We start from the raw sequence: 3,463 nt of genomic DNA on the forward strand, positions 1-3,463 counted from the left end.
ATATGAAAAATAAAGGGACTTCTACATTCATAATCATATGAACTAAAGAATTCGGAGTAGAGGGATTCGAACCCCCGACCTACTGCTCCCAAAGCAGCCGCGCTAACCAAGCTGCGCTATACTCCGCTAAGGCTAAATTATAAACCAAAGAGTATAATCTTTGCTCACGTTTTTGCTCAATCATATTTTTTTTCTTAGCATTTTTACCTCAATAATCAAAAGAATGTTTTAAAAACATTTTAAATAAAATTCATTAAGTAGTTGATTGTTTTGTGGAAAGATCTCTGTTTTTAAAGTTGTTTTATAAAAAAAAGAAATAACAAAAAATTCTTAATTTGATGGTTTTGATTTTTTATTTGAGGATATCGTTGCTTCTGCAGATCGTTTTAATGAATGGGAGTCAGATGATGGAGAAATTTCTAAAAGTTCTTGTTCTAATGATTCTTGAGATTGTATTGATAGTATTAACAATTGCATTTTTTCTAATGCCCAAATTTCAGTAGGAAAAGTTGTGCTTATTTTTCCATAAATAATTTTTAATAAGTAAGAAACAGTACTTTTATTTGATCTAGGATTAGAAGATAGAAGTTGGAAGTCTTTTTCTTCTGTTTGAAAATAAAAGGAGTATTGGAGATTAGTTATGCTTTTCATGACCTGGTTTAATTGCTCAAGGTATGCCCATAAGTTATTAAATGTTTCATAAGAAGAGACTTTTTTTATTGAAAATTGAGGCGGAGTGGTATTAGGTTGATTTTTTGTGATGGATATATACTGAAATGTATGAAAATCATTAAAATTTTCAGGCCAGGGGCTTAGATTGCTATTTAGATGTGAAGAAAGTGGGGAAAGAATAAGGTCAAGAGCAGTGAAACTATCAGGGGCTACTTTCTTAACGTCTTTTTTTGGTAAAAGAGTAGATATTTCAGATGTATGATTTAGGGTTTCAGGAGTTAAGGATTTAATTTTTTCTAGTAATAATATTAGTGAAGGGTGATTTACAGGAAAAGCTTGTTGTAATGTTGCATAAATAATTTTTAAAAGTAACAAAGCCTGTATTTGTTTGTGCAGTATATTTGAAATATTAGAATTTATAGAAAATATGAGTAAATCATAAGTTGTATGGTTTCCAAGAGATTTTGTTGATAGTTGAAGATACTTATTTATATTTTTGAGTAAATGCGTGACATGATTATTTAATGATTGGTCTGTTTTTTGTAATAATGTAGGGGAAATACTAAAATAATGAAGAAAGAATGGCTTATTTTGAGGGTGAAATAAAAATGATTCAAATTCATGTAGTTCAGAGCGTACAGGATTAAAGGGTAAAAAATTAATTTTTTTTAATAACTCTAGGCTATCTAAAGAAAGGATATCAGACGCAGAAAAAGAAGAAATCAAAGGTAGAGGTAATATTTGAGGCGAGGGATGGGTTTTCAATGCATACAAACATTTAGTAGATATCTTTGTCATAAAAGCTTGTAAATTTGTAAGAGATGTTAGTGGAGGAAAAAAGGCTTGAGATATTTTCGCATATAAAATCTTTATGATAAAAAGCAGCTGTAAATGTATGTTTAATACATTTGAAAGCCCTATAAAAGGTGGTACAATTAAGTCTGTGTTTAAAATAGAAAGAGTAATTTTTTGTTTTGGATATAATAATTTATTTATATTGCCAATGACAGTATCTATTTGATTAGAAGTGGCTTTTTTGTTTAATCTAGAGTGATGTTTTTTAATAATAATTTTATTAATATATTGATTTTTTTGTATACATACTGAGATAGTTTCAAATTTATTTAATTCAGTTGTAGGTTCCCAAACAATATTAAATTGTTTTAATAATTCATCGGATGTTTTATCAATTATGCATTGAGGGTCCATGTGTAATGATGAATGAAAAGGGCTTACTTCTTTTAAAGAGATTTTTGAAATAGAAGGTTCATTAGTTGGATCTAAGAACGTTTTATCTGAATTGTATTTTTCTGATGATGTTACTGATGTGTTAGGTTGTAATGTAGGAGCTGCCTTATTAAGTTCTTGAGTGCATAGCAGATCATCAAAAGAAAAATTTACACATTCTTCCAGCATATTATCTTGTTCCAATTCAGATAAAAATAAAGAAGAGGATGGAAGGACTTCCAACTCTTCTGATAATATTACTGGTGTATTAGATTGTGATGTAGGAGCTTCCTTATTAAGTTTTGGAGTGCAGTGCAGATCATCAAAAGAAAAATAAGAATGTGCTTCCAGCATATTAATTTGTTTCAATGGAGATGGTGATAAAGGCGATTTAGGAAGGACTTCTAACGCTTCTGATAATGTTAATGATGTATTAGATTGTGATGTAGGAGCTTCCTTATTAAGTTTTGGAGTGCAGTGCAGATCATCAAAAGAAAAATAAGAATGTGCTTCCAGCATATTAATTTGTTTTAATTCAGATGAAAATAGAGAGGGTAGAGGAAGGCTTCCTAAATCTTCTGGTAATGTTGCAGATGTGTTAATTTGTGATAAAGGCACTTCTTTATTAAGACCTGAAAGGTATGGCAGATCATCAAAAGAAAAATGGGGCCAATCTTCTGGTATATTAAATTCTTCTAATTCAGATAAAGGAGATGTAGGAAAGACTTCTAACTCTTCTGATAATGTTACTGATGTATTCGTTTGTGATAAAGGCGCTTCTTTATTAAGACTTGGAGTGCAGGGCAGATCATCAAAAGAAAAATGGGCACATTCTTCTAACATATTAAATTTTTCTAATTCAGATAAAGACAAAGGAGATGTAGAAAAGATTTCTAAATCTTCTGATAATGTTATTGATGTATTCGTTTGTGATAAAGAGGCTTCCTCATTAAGCCCCAGAAGGCAGTGCCTGTCATCAGAACAAACATAAGAATATTCTTTCTGTATATTAGTTTCTTTCAATGTAGATGGAGATAATGGAAAGACTTTAGATTCTTTAATAGATGGAGTTTTTTGTTCAAATAAGGCTTTTAATTCTACTGAAAGTAATGTTTCTTTAATAAGATCCTGAGTATCTTCTACTAACTCGAGTAAGTGTAAGCTAGGGGCTGCTTCTGATGATAAAATTTTTGACGAAAGATGAAGAAGTAACTGGCTAAGAATATTTAAAGTATTGGTGGATGATTTATAAATATTAAAAAATGTTAGTGGCACATGGCTACAGGTAATAGGTTGCGTCAGTATATTTACTATAAGATTGGATACTTTTTCTAGTAATTCCCAGGGATTATGAGAAATTTCTAGCTCTTGAATTTCAAATGTATGAGCCTCTGAATGAATGACAATGGAAAAATAGACCATAATGTGATTGATAAAAACAAATTTTAGAACGATTGATAATGCTATTTTAAATAATTAAAATCTTTATCAAATATTTATTATTAAAAAATCTATAATAATTAATTCTTTTTTTTAATTAATATTTTTAACTTTCTAAAGTTTT

Annotated in this window: 1 protein-coding gene and 1 tRNA gene; both read right to left on the bottom strand. The window is 29.5% G+C overall.

What is annotated here, in order from left to right; all coding sequences use genetic code 11:
* Positions 1-51: 51 nt before the first annotated feature.
* A tRNA-Pro gene (locus tag CLAVI_RS05560) sits at positions 52-126 on the bottom strand.
* 204 nt (positions 127-330) lie between these two features.
* Positions 331-3,321: a hypothetical protein gene (locus CLAVI_RS05565; RefSeq protein ID WP_194844609.1), complete on the bottom strand. Its 2,991-nt coding sequence runs from the start codon at positions 3,319-3,321 to the stop codon at positions 331-333.
* Between the last annotated feature and the right edge of the window lie 142 nt (positions 3,322-3,463).

Source organism: Candidatus Clavichlamydia salmonicola, from assembly GCF_015356765.1.
Classification (GTDB): domain Bacteria; phylum Chlamydiota; class Chlamydiia; order Chlamydiales; family Chlamydiaceae; genus Clavichlamydia; species Clavichlamydia salmonicola.